Annotated in this window: 18 protein-coding genes and 1 pseudogene; 4 read left to right on the top strand and 15 right to left on the bottom strand. The window is 70.5% G+C overall.

The genetic code is table 11. The annotated features are described in order from the left end of the window. Positions 1-37: 37 nt before the first annotated feature. Positions 38-808, bottom strand: a complete 771-nt coding sequence (locus QI554_RS25340; RefSeq protein WP_281472633.1) for a ferric reductase-like transmembrane domain-containing protein — start codon at positions 806-808, stop codon at positions 38-40. A 333-nt stretch (positions 809-1141) separates the two neighbouring features. Next, on the bottom strand, positions 1142-2104 hold the full coding sequence (locus tag QI554_RS25335; RefSeq protein ID WP_281472632.1) for a glycoside hydrolase family 43 protein: 963 nt from the start codon (positions 2102-2104) through the stop codon (positions 1142-1144). Positions 2105-2339: 235 nt separating this feature from the next. Here QI554_RS25335 and QI554_RS25330 point away from each other — a divergent pair, with 235 nt between their 5' ends. Continuing rightward, a complete protein-coding gene (locus tag QI554_RS25330) occupies positions 2340-3056 on the top strand; it encodes a GntR family transcriptional regulator (protein ID WP_281472631.1) in 717 nt (238 codons plus the stop codon). A gap of 52 nt (positions 3057-3108) precedes the next feature. Here QI554_RS25330 and QI554_RS25325 read toward each other — a convergent pair whose 3' ends face one another. The 10 genes from QI554_RS25325 to QI554_RS25280 form a co-directional block, all read right to left on the bottom strand. Continuing rightward, positions 3109-3969 (bottom strand): amidohydrolase family protein, encoded by an 861-nt coding sequence (locus tag QI554_RS25325; RefSeq protein ID WP_281472629.1) that lies wholly within the window; start codon positions 3967-3969, stop codon positions 3109-3111. Then, positions 3966-4979 carry an aldo/keto reductase gene (locus tag QI554_RS25320; RefSeq protein WP_281472627.1) on the bottom strand — a complete coding sequence of 338 codons (1014 nt, stop codon included), beginning with the start codon at positions 4977-4979 and terminating at the stop codon, positions 3966-3968. Before QI554_RS25320 ends, QI554_RS25325 begins: the two co-directional genes overlap by 4 nt. After that, positions 4979-5734 carry an SDR family NAD(P)-dependent oxidoreductase gene (locus QI554_RS25315; RefSeq protein ID WP_281472625.1) on the bottom strand — a complete coding sequence of 252 codons (756 nt, stop codon included), beginning with the start codon at positions 5732-5734 and terminating at the stop codon, positions 4979-4981. The genes QI554_RS25320 and QI554_RS25315 overlap by 1 nt, the downstream gene beginning before the upstream one ends. A 20-nt stretch (positions 5735-5754) precedes the next feature. Further along, positions 5755-6606 (bottom strand): fumarylacetoacetate hydrolase family protein, encoded by an 852-nt coding sequence (locus QI554_RS25310; protein WP_281472624.1) that lies wholly within the window; start codon positions 6604-6606, stop codon positions 5755-5757. A 67-nt stretch (positions 6607-6673) separates the two neighbouring features. Beyond that, a complete protein-coding gene (locus QI554_RS25305) occupies positions 6674-6997 on the bottom strand; it encodes an L-rhamnose mutarotase (protein ID WP_281472623.1) in 324 nt (107 codons plus the stop codon). Continuing rightward, positions 6994-8538 carry a sugar ABC transporter ATP-binding protein gene (locus QI554_RS25300; RefSeq protein WP_281472622.1) on the bottom strand — a complete coding sequence of 515 codons (1545 nt, stop codon included), beginning with the start codon at positions 8536-8538 and terminating at the stop codon, positions 6994-6996. Before QI554_RS25300 ends, QI554_RS25305 begins: the two co-directional genes overlap by 4 nt. Beyond that, positions 8535-9611: an ABC transporter permease gene (locus QI554_RS25295; protein ID WP_281472620.1), complete on the bottom strand. Its 1077-nt coding sequence runs from the start codon at positions 9609-9611 to the stop codon at positions 8535-8537. The genes QI554_RS25300 and QI554_RS25295 overlap by 4 nt, the downstream gene beginning before the upstream one ends. Beyond that, complete coding sequence (locus QI554_RS25290) at positions 9608-10684, bottom strand: ABC transporter permease (protein WP_425528046.1); 1077 nt, start codon at positions 10682-10684, stop codon at positions 9608-9610. The genes QI554_RS25295 and QI554_RS25290 overlap by 4 nt, the downstream gene beginning before the upstream one ends. Then, positions 10681-11769 (bottom strand): mandelate racemase/muconate lactonizing enzyme family protein, encoded by a 1089-nt coding sequence (locus QI554_RS25285; protein WP_281472619.1) that lies wholly within the window; start codon positions 11767-11769, stop codon positions 10681-10683. The genes QI554_RS25290 and QI554_RS25285 overlap by 4 nt, the downstream gene beginning before the upstream one ends. Before the next feature lie 35 nt (positions 11770-11804). Then, positions 11805-12896 carry a sugar ABC transporter substrate-binding protein gene (locus QI554_RS25280; RefSeq protein ID WP_281472618.1) on the bottom strand — a complete coding sequence of 364 codons (1092 nt, stop codon included), beginning with the start codon at positions 12894-12896 and terminating at the stop codon, positions 11805-11807. A 178-nt stretch (positions 12897-13074) separates the two neighbouring features. On the opposite strand from QI554_RS25280, the gene QI554_RS25275 reads away from it, so the two are divergent. From QI554_RS25275 to QI554_RS25265, 3 genes and pseudogenes are all read left to right on the top strand, one after another. Further along, the gene (locus QI554_RS25275) at positions 13075-13782 is read left to right on the top strand and encodes a GntR family transcriptional regulator (RefSeq protein ID WP_281472617.1); all 708 of its coding nucleotides are present in this window, start codon (positions 13075-13077) and stop codon (positions 13780-13782) included. Between the two features lie 59 nt (positions 13783-13841). Next, positions 13842-15197 carry an L-fuconate dehydratase gene (locus QI554_RS25270; RefSeq protein ID WP_281472616.1) on the top strand — a complete coding sequence of 452 codons (1356 nt, stop codon included), beginning with the start codon at positions 13842-13844 and terminating at the stop codon, positions 15195-15197. Positions 15198-15210: 13 nt separating this feature from the next. Then, positions 15211-15379: pseudogene (locus QI554_RS25265) on the top strand (ISL3 family transposase); the annotation flags it as partial. A gap of 81 nt (positions 15380-15460) precedes the next feature. On the opposite strand, the gene QI554_RS25260 reads toward QI554_RS25265, so the two are convergent. The 3 genes from QI554_RS25260 to QI554_RS25250 form a co-directional block, all read right to left on the bottom strand. Beyond that, the gene (locus QI554_RS25260) at positions 15461-16060 is read right to left on the bottom strand and encodes a hypothetical protein (RefSeq protein WP_281472757.1); all 600 of its coding nucleotides are present in this window, start codon (positions 16058-16060) and stop codon (positions 15461-15463) included. A 72-nt stretch (positions 16061-16132) separates the two neighbouring features. Continuing rightward, positions 16133-18259, bottom strand: coding sequence for an RICIN domain-containing protein (locus QI554_RS25255; protein WP_281472615.1), 2127 nt, complete (start codon positions 18257-18259; stop codon positions 16133-16135). Beyond that, positions 18238-18789 carry a hypothetical protein gene (locus QI554_RS25250; protein ID WP_281472612.1) on the bottom strand — a complete coding sequence of 184 codons (552 nt, stop codon included), beginning with the start codon at positions 18787-18789 and terminating at the stop codon, positions 18238-18240. The genes QI554_RS25255 and QI554_RS25250 overlap by 22 nt, the downstream gene beginning before the upstream one ends. Positions 18790-18801 lie beyond the last annotated feature (12 nt).

Here is an 18801-nt window from a genome sequence, read left to right as displayed (position 1 = left end):
AGAACAGGCGCCGGCAAAGGCCCTTGGTGCGGCACCGTCATCGGTCGCCCCCGGTACCGCTCGTGAAGGCCTTCTGACGCAGTCGTGACTGCGAAGGCAGGATTCGGATCAGCCAGACCAGGAGTACTGAGCCGGCGCCGACCGCGACGCCGACCGCGACCGGGTTGAGATGGCGGGGCTCCGGGTGCACGAGGAATATGTGCAGCCAGATCAACGCGAACGCGGCGTAGGCCAGTTGGTGAGTTCGAAGCCAGCGGTGGTAGCCCAGGCGGCGTTGCAGCCAAACCGAGCAGGCGACGGCGACCGCCAGTTCAGTTCCCAGGATGCCCAGCCCGACCGGTACCCGCTGCACGCCGCCGAGGAACGGGACCGTCAACTGCGGCCACCCGATGCGCCAGACCGGCTGATAGAGGAAGGTCAGGCCGTGTATCCCACCGAAGATCACGGCTGTCAGCGCCAGCGTCATGTGCGCGCCGTAGAACGTCGACCGGTTGACCAGGCGCTGCATGAACCGCAGCCGCAGCATGACTCCGAAGACGACAGTGGCGATCATCAGCACGTATGCGATGAGGGCGGCCAGCCTGGCGATCCTGTGGACGCCTGTGTCGTACGGGATGTTCCTGTCGTATGCGTCGAGCGGCGACCCCGGAATCGGCGCGGTCGCCGCATGGGCCACAGGGGCGAGGAACGCGTACAGGGCGCACCCCGCGACGACAACAGCCTCTGGCACGCGTCTCCGGGTACGTCGGTCCCGATCGGCCGTCCCGGAGCCCACCACAGAAGAACCCGCGTGGAGGTTGCGTCGCACGTGCGTTGTCTCCTTCCGGAAGGTTCGGTTCCACTCGACCGACCCCTTGGGAGACCGCAGCACAACCCGGGGATAACAAGAACCGTCCGAGGGTGGGCGAGACGCTGGTCCGGCGCATCGCCGCAATCCTCGCGTCCCGCCCGCCTCGGCGGTCGCGCGGGAGGCGGAGACGGCACCTCTTTCAGGGCATTCGGGTACCGCCGCTTGAAGGGCTTAACCCCGCCGCAGGGCGAAGGCCGGCAGTTCAGGCGGCACGGCCCCGCCTCAAGCCGGTGATGGCTGGCAGCCTGCGGTGGGGACGGTGCGTGCCTTCGCGGGCCGGCGTGGTGCGTTTCATGGGACGGCGTTCGTGTCCGGCAGCGGTGGGTCGAGCTCGATCCCGCCGTCCGGTGTTTCGCTGAGGCGGTGGAGGACGGCCCGTTCGTGCGGGGTCTCATTGGGCTGGTGCAGCAGCAGCGCAAGGCTGCCGTCGCGGAGGCGGGCGATCATGCCGTGGCCGCCGTCGGTCGACCACAGGGGTGATTCCTGCTGGACCCACGGGCCGAGGATGTGGCCGGATTCGGAGCGCGCCACGCCCATCGCGTAGCCGGCGGTGCCGAAGCTCGACCAGAGCATCAGCAGGGTGCCGGCTCCGGTGCGGTGGAGGAACGGGCCGTCGGTGACGTACGCGAGTTGCTCGTCCGGGGCGGGTTGCGGCTCCTCGTCTCCGCTCGGAGCGTTGAGCGCCCGTGCCCAGGGGGCTTGGGATGCGCGGAACAAGAGGGAGGGCGGGGCATCCGCCGCGGAGCGGAGGTCGGCGTTCAGGCGCTGGGCGTGGATCTCGCCGTCGCAGACCTGCAACCACTCGCGGCAGAAGACCATCCACGGCGCGCCGTCCGCGTCCACGTGCAGGGTTCCGTCAAGGCATTCCCAGCCGTCAGGGGTGACGGGCCCGTCGCTCCAGGGGACGTACGGGCCGGCCGGGGCGTCCGCGACGAGGATCGCTGTGCCGCGGACGGTGCCTTCGCCGCCGAACGTGGCGAACATGTACCACCGGCCCGCGTAGGCGTGGACCTCCGGCGCCCAGAACTGCCCGGTCGACCAGAAGTCGGCCGGCGGCCGGAAGGCCGGTACCGGCCCGTGCCACTCGGCGAGGTCGGTGCTGGTCCAGCAGTCGAATCCGGTCCCCGGACCTTCCCAGATGTTCGGGTCGGTGCTGCCGAACAGCACGTAGCCGGGCGGGCCTTCGGTGACGAGGAGGAACGGGTCGCGGATCTGGACATCCGGCAATGCCGGCGTGATCGGTTCGCGCTTCACTGTGCTCCAGGTGACGTGGCGTAGCGGCTGCGAAGGCAGGTAACGGCCATACGTGAACCGTTCGTAGGGTACCGACCCACCGCCGTTGGGGAAGCCCGGCAGTCGGCATCCCGGTCGATGTCCCGGAGACCGCGCCGACGCGGGCGGCCCGACGTGCACATCGCTGTGCCACGCAGTCCGGGGTCGGACGTCGCTAAACTGCTGGCGACCACGGCACTCAGCACAGGGAGAACGGATGCCGGACCGGGACCCCCGCATCCCCGGCGTCGAGGCGGGAACGGGTGATCAGCCCGCTCCGCCGCTCCGCAAGGGCCTGGCCGACAGTGTCTACGAAGACATCAAGGCCAAGGTCATGGACCACGAGATCGCCCCGGGCGCACGCATCAACATCGAGGCGTTGGCCCGCGCCCTCGACGTCTCACCGACCCCGGTGCGCGAGGCACTCGCCCGCCTCGAAGCCGACGGACTCGTCGTCAAGCGTTCTCTGTCCGGCTACCGGGCGACCGAGCTGCTGACCCGTCAGGGTGTGGCGGAGCTGTTCGAGATGCGGCTCCTCTTGGAGCCGCGCGCCGCCGCGCTCGCCGCCGACAACGCCGACGAGGGCGAACTCGACGCCATCGAGGCGACGTTGGAGGCCATGCAGGCCCAGCCCGACCCGAGCGGGCCGTACCTGGCCTACCGCGACTTCGCCGCGCTGGACCAGCGCTTCCACGACGCCGTCGCGGAAGCCGCCCACCGGCCGCTCCTCGCGGATGCGGTGGAGCGACTCCACTCCCACCTGCACATCTTCCGCCTCAGCGGGGTCCAGGACGCGGCCGATCCCACGGTCGACGAACACGAGCGCGTGGTACGGGCGATCCTGCGCCGCCGGTCCGACCGAGCCGCGGAGGCGATGACCGACCACCTCACCCGCAGCATGGAGCGCCAGCTCAGCGCGTTCGGCGAGCAGTGACCCGCCCGGACGGTGCGGACCAGGGATCAGGGCGCCGCCCGACGGACAGCAGTCAGCCGGCCTGAGGGTCGGCCAACCGGTAGACACGCCGTGCGGTGCCGGACCAGATGTCGGCCTGCTCGGCCGGGGAAAGCGCCGCGATGAGTTCTCCGGCGGAGCGCACGACCCCGGTATAGCCGGCGGCCAGCGTGCAGACCGGCCAGTCCGAGCCGAACATCAGCCGTCCGGGGCCGAACGCGTCGATCACGGTGTCGGCGTAGGGCCGCAGGTCGTCGACCGTCCAGGAGGCCCAGTCGGCCTCGGTCACCATCCCGGAGAGCTTGCACACGGTGTTCGGCAGCGCGGCGAACGCCTTCAGCCGCTGCGCCCACGGCTCGTGCCGCGCGGACGCGATCGGCGGCTTGCCGAGATGGTCCAGGACGAAGGTGAGCTCGGGTATGGCCGCGGCCGCCCGCGCCGCCGCGGGCAGCTGGTGCGGCAGCACGACCAGGTCGTACACGAGCCCCGCCGCGGCGACCGCGCGCAGGCCGCGCAGCACGCCCGGCCGGGTCAGCCAGTCGGGGTCGGGCTCGCCCTGGACCTGGTGGCGGATGCCGCGCAGGTAACCGCCACCGGGGAGGGACCGCAGCGATCCGAGTGCCTCGGTGAGGTCCGGCGCCGTCAAGTCCGTCCACCCGACCACCGCGCCGATCAGGTCGCTCGCGACGGCCAGGGCCAGCAGCTCGGGGGTCTCCTCGGCCACGTTGATCGTCTCCACCAGCACGGTGGCGGACACTCCGGCCGGGCCGACGGCGGCCTCCAGGTCCGGGACGGCGAAGGAGCGGCGGAGCGGAGCGAGTCCAGGGCCGTCGGTCCACGCCTGGTCGCGTACGGTCAGGTCCCACAGGTGGTGGTGGGCGTCGACGATCGTCACGACAGGCTCCCTCCCGGTTCGTCGTCCGGCACCGGCACCGCACCGGGCAGCAGCCCCCGCTCGCGCAGAGCCTCCCACATCGCGTCGGGAACCGGCCGGCCATAGAACGAGGTCGCGTCCCTGACCTGGTCCGCCGACCGTGCACCCACCAGGACCGACGTGATCGCGCAATGGCCGAAGGGAAAGCGGAGCGCGGCGGAGCGCAGCGGCACGCCGAACTCCTCGGTGACCGCGCGCATCCGCAGGGCGCGGCCCACGAGAGCCTCGGGCGCGGCGGCGTAGTCGTACGTCGCGCCGGGCCTGGGGTCGGCCAGCAGCCCGGAGTTGAAGATCCCGCCGACGAGCACGCTCTTGCCGGACGCGGCCGCGGAGGGCAGCAGCGTGCCCAGGGCCTCCTGGTCGAGAAGCGTGTAGCGCCCGGCGCACAGCACCGCGTCGACGTCGGTGTCGGTCACGAACCGGGCCAGCATGCGGCTCTGGTTCATCCCCGCGCCGATCGCCCGGACGACACCCTGCGAGCGGAGCTCCTCGAGCGCCGGGTAGGCCTCCCGGAACGCCTGTTCTTCGTGGTCGTCGGGGTCGTGGAGCAGGACCAGGTCCACGCGGTCGAGTCCGAGGCGGGTGAGGCTGTCCTCAAGCGAGCGGCGGACCCCGTCGGCGCTGAAGTCCCATCTGCGTGTGTGGGTGGCGGGCACGGCGAAGCCGTTCGCCCGGTCGTCGCCGCCTCCTGCATGCGGCACGAGCACGCGGCCCACCTTCGTGGACACGGTGTACTGATCCCGGGGCTTCGACCGCAGAACCGCGCCGAGCCGTCGTTCCGACAGGCCCACACCGTAGTGCGGGGCGGTGTCGAAGTAGCGGATGCCCGCGTTCCAGGCGGCCTCCACGGTCGCCGCCGCCTCGTCCTCGCCGACGTCCTCGAAAAGCCCGCCGATCGCGGCGGCGCCGAAACCGAGGGCGGTGACGGGGACACCGCTGCGGCCGAGGGTCCGGATCGGCAGACGCGCCATCACTGCCCCGCCGGACGCAGCCGCAGACCCTGCATGCCGCCGTCCACCGCGAGGGCCGTGCCCGTGACGGACGCGGCGGCCGGGCTCGCCAGGTAGACGATGGCGGCGGCCACCTCGTCCGCGGTGACCAGACGGCCCATGGGCTGGCGGGCGTTGAGCGCCGCCCGCTCGGCAGCCGGATCGTCGGCCCGGTCGAGGAGGCGGCCCACCCACGGGGTGTCGGCCGTACCGGGGTTCACGCAGTTGACGCGTATCCCCTCACGTACGTGGTCTGCCGCCATCGCCAGAGTGAGCGCCTGGACCGCGCCCTTGCTGGCGCTGTACAGCGCACGCTGCGGAAGTCCCGCGGTCGCGGCGATCGAGCAGGTGTTGACGACGGCCGCGTGCGCGGAGGCGCGCAGCAGCGGCAGGGCCGCGCGGGTGGTGCGGACGATGCCCAGGACGTTCACATCGAGGACCCGGTGCCATTCGGCGTCGTCGTTGTCCGCGACGGTGCCCGCGGCTCCGATGCCGGCGTTGTTGACCAGGATGTCGATGCCGCCGAGGTCGTCCGCCGCGGCGGTGACCGCGGACCGCACGGAGGTGTCGTCCGACACGTCGGCGGCGTACCCACGCAGGGGCTTGTCGACGGACGAGGGGTCCAGGTCGAGTACGGCGACGAGGGCGCCGCGGGCCGCGAGCAGTTCCGCGGTGGCTCGGCCGATGCCGGAGGCCCCTCCGGTCACCAGGGCCTTGAGACCGTCGAGTTCGCTCATCATTGGGTGTCCCTTCCCGTTCACGCGTTCTCGAAGGTCTGGCGTTGACGGCCGAGTCCGTCGATCTCCAGCTCCACCGTGTCGCCGGCTCGTAGGTAGGGGGTGCCGGGCAGGCCGAGCGCGACCCCGGCCGGGGTGCCGGTGTTGATGACGTCTCCGGGCTCCAGCACCATGTACTGGCTCAGGTACCAGACGATGTGCGCGACCGAGAAGACCATGTCCGTGGTCGTGCCGTTCTGCCGGGGCACGCCGTTGACGCTCAGCCGCAGGCCGAGTGCCTGCGCGTCCGGCACCTCGTCGGCGGTGACCAGCCAGGGGCCGAGCGGATTGAACGTCTCGCACGACTTGCCGAGGTCCCACTGGGGGGACAGTTCCAGCTGGAAGGCGCGCTCGGACACGTCGTTGCTGACCGCGTAGCCCGCGACCACTCCGGCGGCGTCCCGCGGATCGTCCAGGTAGCGGGCCCGGCGGCCGATGACGACCGCGAGTTCGACCTCCCAGTCGGTCTTCACCGAGCCGCGCGGCACGAGCACGGTGTCATAGGGGCCCACAACGGTGCCGGGGTCCTTCATGAACACCACCGGGCGCTCAGGCACCGGAGCCCCTGTTTCAGCGGCGTGGTCACGGTAGTTGAGGCCGACGCAGACCACCTTGCCCGGGCGGGCGACCGGTGCTCCCACGCGCTGTCCCGCGGGATCGAGTTCGGGCAGCAGGCCTTCGCGCAGGGCGGTGCGGACCCGGTCGACGCCGTCCGCGGCCAGGAAGGCCCCGTCGATGTCGCGGGTCAGTCCGGCGAGGTCGTAGGTACGTCCGTCGCCGGCCAGGACGGCCGGGCGTTCGGAACCCGGGGCGCCGAGACGCAGCAGTTTCACGTGGTTCTCCTTGCGGTCGCGGCACCGGTCGTGCCGCGCGGTGGTTCGGGGCGATGGCGGGGCGGGCCTACTCCATGAGGAAGACCTGTTCCATGTCGGCCCACCACGTGCCCGGCGCGGCCTCCTCGACGGGCCGTTGGCACGGGGCGGTGCGTTGCCACCACTCGCGGGTCGCCGGGTCGTCGGCCATCGCGGCGAGGTCCGCGGCCAGGTCGTCGCCGTGGTATTCGAAGTAGGCGAAGAGACGGTCGCCGAGCAGGTGGATCGAGTAGTTGGCGATGTGGCAGTCGCGGAGGCGGTCGAGGACCGGCAGGGGCACGTTGCGGTGCAACTCGCGGTAAGCGTCCGCCTTTTCGGGGAGCACGCGGATCACCTGGACGACACGCCTCATGGGGTGCCGTTCGATGCCGCCGCGGCCGGGTGCGCCCGGTCGTGGATGATCCGGATGATCTGGCCGCTCATGTTGTCGTAGTCGTGGTCGTTGGGGACCTCGCCGCGGATGCGGTGGTCGGCCATGACGAGAACCCGGTCGGCCAGGGTGATCATCTCCGTCAGATCGCTGCTGATGAGCAGAATGGGCAGTCCTCCGCGGGCCAGTTCCCAGATCAGTTCGTGGAAGGCGTGCTTGGTGCGCACGTCCACGCCGACGGTCGGCTCGTCGACGACCAGCAGTCGGGTCTCTGCCGCGAGCCACTTGGCCAGGCTGACCTTCTGCTGGTTGCCGCCCGACAGTTCGCCCGCGTTCTGCGCCAGGCCGGAGACGCGGATGCCGAGGCGGTCGACCAGGTCCTGCGCGACGTCCTTCTCGGCGCGAGAGGAGATATCTCCGAGGAACCGGGCGAGCTTCTTCCATACGGTCACGGTGATGTTCCGGACGATGGGCTGCTCCAGGAAGACGCCTTCCTCCTTCCGGTTCTCCGTCAGGTACCCGATGCCGTAGGTGTGCAGGGCCTCCCGCGGGGACCGGATCCGGGCCGGTTCGCCGTCCACACGGATCTCGCCGCCGGTGACGCGGTCGAGGCCGAGGACGGCCTTGACCAGTTCACTGCGCCCTGCGCCGACCAGGCCGTACAAGCCGACGATTTCGCCGGGACGGATGTCGAGGCTGACGTCACGGTGACCGGCCGCCGTGTTCAGGCCGGACAGGGAGAGGGCGGGCCGCGCCGTGGGGTCCACCGTCCGCGGGGTCATGTCCGTTACCGAGTGCTGGCGGCCGACCATCAAGGTGACCACGTCGTCTTGCACGTAGTCGGAGAGCGGTGCCGACTCCAGTACCGACCGGCCGTCCCGAAGGACGGTGACGGTGTCGCAGATCGCGAAGACCTCCTCGAGCTTGTGGCTGACGAACACCACGCACGTGCCGCGCTCCTTGAGTCGGCGCACGACGTCGAAGAGGTGTTCGGCCTCCTGCGGGGACAGCGACGCGGTGGGCTCGTCGAGCAGGAGCACCTGGCTCTCGGTGTACAGCGCTTTGGCGATCTCGACCAACTGCTGCTGTGCCACCGATAGTTCACGTACCGGTCGGTGCGGGTCGAGGTCCAGGCCGAGCTCGGCCAGGCAGCGCTCGGCGGGCGCGGTCATCGCGTCCCGGTCGACCAGTCCGCGGCGGGAGGGCGGGTTTTGCAGCGTGATGTTCTCGGCCACGGAGAAGCCCGGGATCAGGTTGCGCTCCTGGTGGACCACGCCGATGCCGGCGCGGGTGGCGTCCAGCGGGGAGCGCAGGTGGATCTCCTCGCCGCGTCGCAGCAAACGGCCGTCGTCGGGCGTGTGGACGCCCGTGATCACCTTGATCAGGGTGGACTTCCCCGCCCCGTTCTCGCCCAGCAGGGCGTGGACGGAACCCGCCGTCATGGTCAGGCCGACGCCGTCGAGGGCGCGTACCCCGGGGAAGACCTTGACGATGCTGTCGCATTCAAGCAGAACGTCGCTCATCGGGCGCCTTTCGTGCTCGGCAGGGCGGCGGCCGGACGCGCGGCCCCCCTCGGCTGCGCCGACGAAGTGCCGCCGGGAGCCGTGATCTTCCGCTCGATCCGGGTCTGGTGGATGCGGCCGCCGACGACCGTGCCGAGGACGACCACGCCGATGAGGAAGTTCACCCAGCTGGGGTCGAGGGAGAACTGGGCGCGAGCACTGTCGATCAGCCGCATGACGAACGCGGCGAGCACGGTGCCCAGCACCGCCACCGAGCCGCCGGTGAGCGCGACGCCGCCGATGATGGGCGCGGCAAAACTCGGTAGCAGCCAGTCGCCGCCGACACTGCGGTTCACGCCGGGCAACGACGCGGTGGCGACGGCTGCGGCGATGCCGACGAGCAGGCCCGACACGGTGTGCGCGAGGACGATCTGCCGGTCGGTGGAGATGCCCGAGAGCCGGGCAGCGACGGGATTGCCGCCGGCCGCCAGCAGGCGCCGCCCCGCGACGGTCCGGTACATGAACGCCGCGAGCAGCGCGGCCGTGGCCAATGCGGTGAGGAACACCAGGGGGATGTTCAGCGGCGCCGAACGGCCCAGGTCGCGCAGCGTGTCCGAGTAACCGTCGATGGTGCGGGTGCCGGAGAGCCGGTACTGCGCGCCGAGCAGGATCGTCATCGTGCCGAGCGTGACGATGAAGCCGTTGATCTGGGTGGCGACGATGAAGATCCCGGTCAGCAGGCCGATCAGCGTCGCGGCCGCAACGCCGATCACGATCGCCGGGCCGGCCGGCACGCCATGGTCGGCCATCAGCACGCCCATCAGGCAGGCGCTGAAGCCGCCGAGCGCGCCGACCGCGAGGTTGAGCTGGCCGACGCACAGCGCCACCATCTGCGCCAGCCCGATGAGGACGGGCGTGGCGAGGTACTGCAGGAAGGTGCGGACGGACGGCCCCTCGAGGAAGGAGCCGGACGAGGCGATGCCGAGGCCGACGTAGCCGGCGACGACCACACACAGCAGGGTCATCGTGGTGGACCGGGAAAAGCGCCGAAGAGCCGGAAGGGCCGCGGCGCCCTGGTTGCGGAGCGTCGTCATGTGGAGCGCACCACCTTGCGGTAGGACACGACCGTGCGCACCCGGTCCGCGGACAAGGCCAGCAGGAGTACGCAGCCGAGGTAGATGTTGAGGCTTTCCAGGCCGACACCGAGCAGGTCGAGCCCCTTGCGGATGACGCCGACCAGCGTCGTACCGAGCAGCGCTCCGACGACGGACACGGCGCCGCCGGTGAGCAGGGTGCCGCCGAGGACGGCGCCGAGGAACGAGGGGAGCATGAAGTCGTCGCCGATGGAGGCGCGGAACGTGCCGGTGCCGACCGCGGCCATGAACCCGGCGAGGGCGGCGAGCGTCCCGGACAGCGCGTGCGCGAGGACGACCCTGCGCCCGGTGGGGATGCCGGACAGTTCGGCGGCGGCCGGGTTGGCGCCCGTGAGCAGCAGCTCGCGGCCCGTTCGGGTGCGGTAGTAGAGGAACGCGAGGCCGGCGAGGGCGAGCACGGTGAACTGGGCGACCTGCGGGACGGCGGGTGAGCCGCAGACCGGGCCGAGGCAGATGTCTGCGAGCGAGCTGGAGCGCAGTTCGGCGAGCCCGGCGGGCCGCGTGGTGAACGCGGCGTTCTCGGTGCACGCCGAGTACAGCAGCGGAACCAGGCCCAGCAGGGCGAAGTCCATGGCCAGTGTCACGACGAACGAGTTCACGCCGGTGCGGGCGATGATCCAGCCGGTCAGCGCGCCGACGGCTGCCCCTGCGACGAGACACAGCACCAGGCCCAGCACCAGCGGGAGTCCGAGCCGGTCGTAGCCGAACCCGGCGAAGAACGCGCCGAAGGCGGCCATGCGCCCGACCGCGAGGTTCATGTGCCCGATCGACAGGACGACCATCTGGGCCAGTGCCACCACGGTCAGCGTGGAGACGTCGCGCAGCAGCGGGAAGAGCACCAGCCGCTCGTTGAAGAAGGCCGGCCGCAGCGTCCCGAACACGGCGGCGAGCACGACGATGAGCACCAGCAGGCCGAGTTGCTGGTTGACCCAGAAGGGCAGACGGTGGGCCGGCCGGGCGCCGTCGGTGGGGCGGGCGGTGTCGCTGCCGGGGGGTTTGACGGCCGTCTTCACGAGACCCTCCGGTCGTCGATGGCGTCCAAGTCCCAGTCGATGCCGATGCCGGGCTCGTCCGGCGCGACGGCGAGACCGTCGCGTACGACCATCTCGGTGCGGGTGACGGCGCGCAGCTGCGGTATGTACTCGACATATGCGCCGTTGGCGACCGCGGCGACCAGGCTGACGTGCAGTTCCATCAGGAAGTGCGGGCAGACCATGACGTTGAAGGTCTCCGCGAGGTGCGCGACCTTCAGCCACGGGGTGATGCCGCCGACCCGGGCCACGTCGACCTGGATCACGGAAGCACCGCCGGATTGCAGGTAGTTGCGGAACTGCATGGGCGAGTACATGGATTCGCCGACCGCGATCGGGATCCGGGTGGACCGGGCGAGCGTGGCGTGGCCGCTCAAGTCGTCCGCGGGCATGGGCTCTTCGAGCCAGTACGGGTCGTAGGGCTCCAGGGCGGCGGCAAGCTGGACGGCGGAGGACAGCGATTGCGACTGGTTGGCGTCCGTCATGATGTGCAGCCCGGGGCCGACCGCCTCGCGGACGGCGCGCAGGCGCTCGGCGTCCTCGGCGGCGTGCGGCTTGCCGACCTTGATCTTGACGCCGGAGAACTGCGCTTCCTGCGCGGCCAGCGCGGACTTGACCAGGTCCTCGGTGCTCAGATGGAGCCAGCCGCCCTCGGTGTCGTAGACAGGGACTTCCCGGCGGTGGCCGCCGGCAAGCCGCCACAGGGGTTCGCCGGCGCGTTTGCAGCGCAGGTCCCACAGGGCTGTGTCGACGGCGGCGAGGGCGAGCGAGGTGAGGGCTCCGGTGGTGGTGGCGCGGGTGTGAGCGAAGAGCCGCTGCCAGAGTGCCTCGACGTTGCGGGCGTCCTGGCCGGCGAGGAGCGGAAGGAGGTGCTCCCGGAGGAGGGCCAGGACCGAGGTTCCGCCGGTGCCGATCGTGTAGGCGTAGCCGGTTCCCGTCAGGCCGTCGGCTGTCGAGATTGTGACGAGGATGGTCTCCTGCTTCACGAACGCCTGCACGGCGTCCGTGCGTTCGGTCTCCACCTCGATGTCGGCCAGCAGGGCCGTCGCGTGCGTGATGATGCTCATGCGCGTCGCTGACTTTCTGTGTCCTGGCCGGGCGGTCAGCCGCAGGAGAGGAGCTCGCCGGCGAACTGCTTCTTGAGCTGCGCGGTCGTCTCCTTGCGCGTGTCGTTGTAGGTGGCGACGTTGTCCTTCGTGACGACGAAGGAACCGGAGTCGACGGCCTTGCCGGGCTGCTTCATGGTGCACTGCTTGCTCTGCAGCAGCGCCAGCACCCACGAGCCGATCTCCGCCTGGCCCACGGGGTTCTGGACGACGGTGGCGACGACGGAGCCGTCCTTGACCGAGGAGAGGATCTTGGCGTCGTCGTCGATGGCGACGACCTTGGCCTTCGAACCGGACTGGTGCACGGCTTCGGCCGCGGCGACCGCCGGGTTGTAGGCGGTGGAGACGATGCCCGCGATCTGGTCGCCCTTGGCGGCCAGCAGGTCGGACACGGCCTTCTGGGCGGTCTGGAGATCCTTGTCGATGTCGGTGATGGTCTGCAGAAGTGTGACCTGGCCGCCGGTCTCCTTCACGGCCTTCTCCACGCCCTTCTTGCGGAGCTGGGTGTTGGCGTCGACGTTGTTGCCCGTCAGGTGGACCAGGGCGCCCTTGCCGCCCATGGCGTCGATGGCGGTCTTCGCCGCCTTGTAGGCGGCGAGTTCGACGTCCGTGGACAGGCAGAAGTCCGCCTTGTCGATGTCCCCGGCGGGGCAGGAGCCCAGCGAGGCGACCGCGAATCCCTGGGCCTTGAGGTCCGCGAAGGTGGTGTTGATGTCGGTCGGCGACACACCGAAGATGCCGAAGGCGTTGTAGCCGCGGGCGGCGAGCGTCGAGAGCAGGTTGTTCTGCTTCTGCTGGTCCCACTCGGCGGTCTCGTCGAAGGTGGCGTCGCCGAGCCGCAGGGTCTGCTTGGCCTGGTCACCGGCCTGCTTCCAGGGCTGGAAGTACGGGTGGGCTCCACCCGGAACCAGCGCGACCTTGACCTTGGAACCGTCGGCCAGTTCGGCCGTCCCGCCACCGGCCTTCCCCGAAGGGGCCGCGCTCGTGGCCCCGGGCTCGTCCGAGCTCTTGACGGTGCAGGCGGTCGAAGCGGTGGCGAGCAGCACCAAGGCGGCGGCGGTCGACAGTGCGGTTCTGCGACGGTTCATGACTACGCCTCACTCGAATCAAATAGGATTTCGATGCCGTGATGCTGGAGCAGGGTGGCTATCTACGTCAAGACCTGGGTTGTAGCGCTTGACGAGCAAGGCGAAGGGTGAGAATCCTATGGGACTTGCTCGATAGCGCGGGGGCGCCTCGATGCATGTTCGAAAGGAGGCCGAGGAGATGTCGGCAGACGCGACGGAGTCCGCACGGAGGCCGGCACCTCCTGCGCCGCGGCGGGAGGCGCTGACAGACAGCGTTTACGAGGCGGTCAAGGCGATGCTCATGGACCACGTGATCCAACCGGGCGCCAGGGTGGGCATAGAGGCGGTCTCCCGGTCACTGGGCGTGTCGCCCACGCCCGTTCGCGAAGCCATGGCCCGGCTCGAGTCGGAAGGGCTGGTGGTCAAACGCTCGCTCTCCGGATACCGGGCCACCGTCCTGCTGGCCCGGCACGACATGGAGCAACTCTTCGAAATGCGACTGCTGCTCGAGCCCGCGGCCGCAGCCCTGGCCGCCGAGCACGCCGGCAACGCCGAACTCGACCGGCTCGAAACGTTGGTCGAGGAGATGCAGGGCCAGTCGGACACGGGCGACAGCTACGCCGTCTACGGCCGCTTCGCGATGCTGGATCAGCACTTCCACGACGTGCTTGCGGCGGCCTCAGGCAGGCCGCTGCTCGCGGCCGCGGTCGAACGCCTGCATGTTCACCTCCACCTGTTCAGGCTCAGCCCTGTCACGGGCGGCAGTCCGGCAACGGTCGTCGAGCACGGCCGCATCCTGCGGGCCGTGCTGCGCCGCAGCCCGGAACGCGCCGCCGAAGCCATGCGCGAACACCTCGAGCTGAGCCTGGAACGCCAGCTCGACCGGTACGTGCAGGAAGGGTTCTGACGACCCGAGTGCCACACGTCGGCCGTGATTTCCACCAACACCCCAGGAAAGGCAGCACGTTGCCCCAGAGCACGGCGCACATCACCGCCCTCGACACGTACGACATCCGGTTCCCCACCTCGCGGGGCCTGGACGGGTCCGATGCCATGAACCCGGACCCCGACTACTCCGCCGCGTACCTCGTGCTGCGCGCGTCGGACGGCGAACCCGAGGGCCACGGCTTCACGTTCACCATCGGCCGCGGTAACGACGTCCAGGTCGCAGCCATCGACGCGCTTCGCCCGTACGTCGTCGGACGACCGGTCGCCGAACTGTGCGCCGACCCGGGCTCGCTGTACCGCGATCTGACCGGCGACAGCCAACTGCGCTGGCTGGGCCCGGAGAAGGGCGTCATGCACATGGCCATCGGCGCTGTCGTCAACGCGGTCTGGGATCTCGCGGCCAAGCGGGAGGGCAAGCCGCTGTGGCGGCTCCTCGCCGACGCCGACCCCGCATGGCTGGCTTCCCAGGTCGACTTCCGCCACATCAGCGACGCGCTTACTTACGACGATGCCCTGGCCCTACTGCGCCACGGCAAGCACGGCGCCGACGACCGCGCAGCCGAACTGCTCCACCGCGGCTATCCCGCGTACACCACCTCGCCCGGCTGGCTCGGCTATTCCGACGAAAAGCTCACCCGCCTCGCCAAGCAGGCGGTCGCGGACGGCTTCACCCAGATCAAGCTGAAGGTCGGCGCCGACCTCCAGGACGACATCCGCCGGTGCCGCGCCGCCCGCGAAGCCGTCGGCTGGGACATACGCATGGCGATCGACGCCAATCAGCGCTGGGACGTCCCCGAGGCCATCGAATGGACACGCGCGCTGGCGGAGTTCAACCCGTACTGGATCGAAGAGCCCACCAGCCCGGACGACATCCTCGGCCACGCCGCCGTCCGCCGCAGCGTCCACCCGGTCAAGGTGGCCACCGGCGAACACGTGCAGAACCGCATCGTCTTCAAGCAACTGCTCCAGGCAGACGCCATCGACGTCCTGCAGTTGGACTCCACCCGGGTCGGCGGCGTCAACGAGAACCTGGCCATCCTCCTGCTCGCCGCCAAGTTCGGCATCCCCGTCTGCCCGCACGCGGGCGGCGTCGGACTGAGCGAACTGGTCCAGCACCTTTCGATGTTCGACTACGTCGCCCTATCGGGCACCACCGATGACCGCACGATCGAATTCACCGACCACCTGCACGAGCACTTCCTCGACCCCGCGAGGGTCGGCCACGGCCACTACCTGGCACCGACCACGCCGGGCTTCTCGGCCACCATGCACCAGGCAAGCATCGACGCCTACCGCTACCCCGACGGCACCTTCTGGACAGCCGATTCGGCCACCACGGACGACGCCGGGACCCATCACCATGCCCTTGCATGACCGCGATTCCTCGCTGCAAGCTCTAGCGAACGGCCTCGAACTCGACCGTGCGGACGCCGATGCAGCTCTCACGCCGCCCCACCACCACGGGACGCACCGAAAGCGGCAACACGCGGGTCAAGCGCATCATGACGCGGATGCACGGACGAGCCCGAGTCCCCCTCCTCCGCCACCGCATCCTCGAGCCGGCTCTGGGCGGGTGCGGGCATCGGGAAACTCGTGGACGCGGCGTACCGGACGGGTGGACGGCGGGGCGGCCCGGGTCAGCGGGCTGCGCGGCGGCGGCGCAGCAGTTCGGCGGCGACCAGCACGATGGCGACGAGCACCGTGCCGATGATGAGCCGGCTGGGTCCCGAATCGCTCGACGACGAGGAGGGCGGGGCGGCGATCGGGGTTTGTGCCGGTGGGGCGGGGGAGGCGGGTCCCGGGGTGGACGGTGCCGTGGACGGGGCGACCGGGTCGATCACGGTGCTTGGGCTGGGCTCCGTGCCCGGCACCGCCGTGACGGTGAGGTCCGCCTGGCCGCGGCCGAGTGCGGGGAAACCGGACTCCACGACGACGGCCCAGTGGCCGGGTGGCAGGGCCAGGCGGGTGGTGAACGTGCCGGGAGTGCCGGCCACCGGCTCCAGCTTCCACGGGCCGACGGTCCGGCCGTCGTCGGCCGTCGCGCTGAGCGTGCCGGCCACCTTTTCGGTGACCGGGTCGTGGTCGTTCGCCCAGGTGGCGGCCACCCGGGTATGCCCGTCGCCCAGCTCGGTGATCGTGAAGACGATGGTGTCGCCGTGCGCGCCGGCCTGGCCGGCGCCGCCCAGGAGGACGGCGGCGGCGAGCGCTGCGGCCGCGGCGAAAGTACGGATGCGCATCTGTGCTGACTCCTTGGACGGCGGTGGGGCGGACGGGGGTGGTTCCCGCCCCACCGCCTGCTCGGGACGGCCTCAGGAGACCGGCTGGATGGCCCAGTTCTGGTAGGTCTGGCCGTTCGGCTGCTGGAGTTCGAGCAGCCGACCGCCGTAGTACCAGCGATTGCCGGTGCCGAGGACGAGGGAGGAGTTCTTCGCGGTGAGCGTGTAGCCGCCGCCGCTCGCGGTGATCTTCCACTGCTGGGTGTCCGCGTTGCTGCACGGCTGCTGCATCACGTACTGGCCGGCCACGGCCGAGCCGCCGATCTGCAGGCACTTGTCGGACCGCACCGAGCGGATCCGCAGGTTACCGTTGCCTTGGTCCTCGAACAGCCACTGCTGGTTGGCGTAGCCGTGGCGCTGGTAGCCGATCAGCACAGCGCCGTCGGCGGTCGAGGCGCCCCACATGTCGGCGGCCTGGCCGGTCAGGGTGTTGACCATCACGTACTTGGTGCCGGGCTTGGTCGGTCCGACCGGGTCTGCGGCCTTCGGAGTGCGGAAGGACGCCTCGGGGCCGGGCTTGGCCACGTGGCCGGCCTGGTCACGTACGGCGACGGCGACCTTGTAAGCGGTGTCGGGCCGCAGGTTGACCAGTCTGACCACGGTGGAGTGGACGGTGCCCAACGTCCGGCCGTTCAGCACCACGTCGTAGCTGGCCGCGTCGGTGACCTGGGCCCAGCTCAGCACGACGGAGGACGCGGTGAGTTGGCCGATCGCCACCTTGGGCGATGCCGGTCCGCCGGTCGGGGTCGGGCTCGGTGTGGACGTCGGGCTCCCGGTCGAGGTCTTGGTCGGGCGCGGTGTGGAAGTCGGGCTCCCGGTCGATGTCTTGGTGGGGCTCGGCGTGGGCGTCGGGTCCCCGGTCGGGGTCTTGGTGGGGCTCGTCGTGGGCGTGGGCGTGGGGTTGGGGCCGGTGCCGCCGCCGGCTATCAGGAACTGGTTGTTGGCCACGTTCCAGTGGGTGGTGAGGTAGCTGCCGGCGGGCGGGTTGGTGTTGTAGTAGTCGTCGTGGTTGCAGTCCAGCCGCTGGTCGCCGCCGCGGTCGGGGCATTTGATCTGCATCTTCGGGTAGTACGGCGAGTCCGAGTAGCACATGACGTCCCACTCGTCGACGCAGTGCCCGGCCTTGCTGCTGTTCGGCGCGCTGTTGTTGACGGCGCCGAGGTTGTGGCCGAGTTCGTGTGCGGCGGTCGAGCCACTCCAGCAACCGTTGTCGGTCCGGCCGTACGAGGGGCCGAAGTTGCTCATGTTGTCCTTGCCCGGCCGCTCGTCGCCGGCGAAGGTGCCGATGCCGCAGTAGACCTGGGCGTCCGCGAAGATCATGTACTTGCGGTCCTTGCGGTTGAACCCCTGCTTGGCCAGCGCACCGGTGGTGGCGCCGAACTGCTGCAGCTCAGACGCGGGCAGTTCCACGTTCAGGACCACCGCCGAGCAGTCGGACTCGGTGACGTAGCGGATGTGGCGGGTGCCGCCGGTCTCCTGGGCGCTGGCGTTATAGATGACGTCGGCGTCGGCGGCCCACTTCTTGATCGAGGGCAGGTACTGGCCGAAACGGTCGTTGCCGGGGGCGTGCACGTACAGCACCTGGACCCGGTTGCCGGTGCTCCCGTCACCGTCGCAGACCACCGCTGCGCCCGCGGCGGCGGTCGCCTCAGAGGCGGGCGTCCCCGCGGCCGGGGCGTCGGCGGCGAGCACGGCGCCGGACTGCACGTCGATGACCGGCGGAGCGTCCTTCAGCAGGTCGGCCGCGGACGGCGGCGAGTCCGCGCCCACTGCGGGCGCGGCGGGCGCGGCGGCAGGCGCGGCGACGGGCTTGGTGTCCTGGTGGATGTCGACGCCCTTCGGCGGCTCGTCCGGGCCGTGCGTACACAGCCCCGCCTCGGAGACCGTGTACACACCAACGCACTTGTCGCCCTTGGCCGACGGCACCAGGCCCGTGTACACCATGCCCTTGCCCACGTCGTTCTTCGGTACCGACGTCAGAGGTTCAGGTTCATCCTTGTGCAGCGGAGCCGACGCCGGGCTGCCTATCTCTCCGGGGTCTGCCCCCTGCGTGCTCGCGGCGTCGACGGAGCCGGGGGTTGGCGGGTCGCCGTCCAAGGCGGCGTCGACGGCGACCGCACCCATCACGAGGGCGGCCGTCACGGTGGCTGCGACGAGCAACCGACCACGGCGACGGCGGGGGCGATCCGGTATCGCTTTCCTACGTCCCATGCGTGTCTCTCTCCTTCGCCGGCAAAGGTTCGGGTTGTGAGTGCCGACACCTTGGAGATGCATGGAACGGACGGGGCTAACGGAAAACCGCACGGCTTTTCGACCCGGCGGCGCGGGGACGGCGTCGATGCGCCTTCTCGCGCAACGGGTTTGGCGTCGTCCGGGGAATCCGCGCGGTCGCTGCGCCGGCGCCGCTCGAGGACACGGACGCCGCCTATCCCGCCGCCCTGCTCGCGGGCCTGACCGAAGCCGGAGGCGACAACGAACTCGCCGTCACGGAGCTGGAGTTCTTCCCCGCCAAGTCCCGGCGCGGCGGCGTTGGGCACGGTGGGGGGAAATGTCGTCAAGGCTCCCCAGGCCTGCGGCGTCTCGTCCATGGTGAAGTCGAGGTGTCCGCCAGCGGCTGCCCACACGTACTCCCCGGAGGCCGGTTTCACCGGGTAGAAGCCGATGGCGGAGAACAGGCACCGGGCCGACATCTGACCGCAGTC

It is taken from the genome of Yinghuangia seranimata, from assembly GCF_029953285.1.
GTDB lineage: Bacteria > Actinomycetota > Actinomycetes > Streptomycetales > Streptomycetaceae > Yinghuangia > Yinghuangia seranimata.
The sequence above is the reverse complement of the archived record's forward strand: the minus strand, read 5'-3'. Positions and strand labels throughout refer to the sequence as shown.

Bases quoted from the DNA above. Each gene is read 5' to 3' on its own strand.
- QI554_RS25280 (WP_281472618.1), bottom strand. From the start codon at position 12,896: ATGAACCGTCGCAGAACCGCACTGTCGACCGCCGCCGCCTTGGTGCTG.
- QI554_RS25300 (WP_281472622.1), bottom strand. From the start codon at position 8,538: ATGAGCGACGTTCTGCTTGAATGCGACAGCATCGTCAAGGTCTTCCCC.
- QI554_RS25295 (WP_281472620.1), bottom strand. From the start codon at position 9,611: ATGACGACGCTCCGCAACCAGGGCGCCGCGGCCCTTCCGGCTCTTCGG.
- QI554_RS25250 (WP_281472612.1), bottom strand. From the start codon at position 18,789: ATGTCGGCCCGGTGCCTGTTCTCCGCCATCGGCTTCTACCCGGTGAAA.
- QI554_RS25260 (WP_281472757.1), bottom strand. From the start codon at position 16,060: ATGCGCATCCGTACTTTCGCCGCGGCCGCAGCGCTCGCCGCCGCCGTC.
- QI554_RS25285 (WP_281472619.1), bottom strand. From the start codon at position 11,769: ATGAGCATCATCACGCACGCGACGGCCCTGCTGGCCGACATCGAGGTG.
- QI554_RS25305 (WP_281472623.1), bottom strand. From the start codon at position 6,997: ATGAGGCGTGTCGTCCAGGTGATCCGCGTGCTCCCCGAAAAGGCGGAC.
- QI554_RS25330 (WP_281472631.1), top strand. From the start codon at position 2,340: ATGCCGGACCGGGACCCCCGCATCCCCGGCGTCGAGGCGGGAACGGGT.
- QI554_RS25320 (WP_281472627.1), bottom strand. From the start codon at position 4,979: ATGGCGCGTCTGCCGATCCGGACCCTCGGCCGCAGCGGTGTCCCCGTC.
- QI554_RS25275 (WP_281472617.1), top strand. From the start codon at position 13,075: ATGTCGGCAGACGCGACGGAGTCCGCACGGAGGCCGGCACCTCCTGCG.
- QI554_RS25315 (WP_281472625.1), bottom strand. From the start codon at position 5,734: ATGAGCGAACTCGACGGTCTCAAGGCCCTGGTGACCGGAGGGGCCTCC.